Raw genomic sequence first — 479 nt, 5'->3', positions numbered from 1 at the left:
AACCGGGATACCCGACACCGCCGAATATTGGATCACGGGGACCATGGTGTCGCCGTGGCCGCCGAGCACGAAGCTGGTCACGTCCTTGACCGAAACATCGAACTCTTCGGCGAGGAAGTGGCTGAAGCGCGCCGAGTCGAGCACGCCGGCCATGCCGACGACCTTGTTGTGCGGCAGACCCGAAAATTCGCGCAGCGCCCACACCATCGCATCGAGCGGGTGGGTGATGCAGATGACGAACGCGTCGGGCGCGTTGGCGGCGATACCCTCGCCGACGGCCTTCATCACCTTGAGGTTGATGCCGAGCAGATCGTCGCGGCTCATGCCGGGCTTGCGCGCGACACCGGCGGTGACGATGATCACGTCCGCGCCTGCGATGTCCTTGTAATCATTGGTGCCGGTGATCTTGGCGTCGAAGCCCTCGACCGGCGAGCACTGGCTGAGATCGAGCGCCTTGCCCTGCGGCACGCCTTCGACCA

Annotated in this window: 1 protein-coding gene; it reads right to left on the bottom strand. The window is 64.7% G+C overall.

Going from position 1 to position 479, the window contains the following annotated elements:
- Positions 1–479, bottom strand: a 479-nt coding sequence (locus AACY08_RS29210; RefSeq protein WP_445262064.1) for a lactate/malate family dehydrogenase, incomplete at both ends; no start/stop codon positions are given.

The organism is Pseudomonas sp. EL_65y_Pfl1_R83 (assembly GCF_963970695.1).
Lineage (GTDB): Bacteria > Pseudomonadota > Gammaproteobacteria > Pseudomonadales > Pseudomonadaceae > Aquipseudomonas > Aquipseudomonas tritici.
This window is presented reverse-complemented; position numbering and strand designations above follow the sequence as displayed.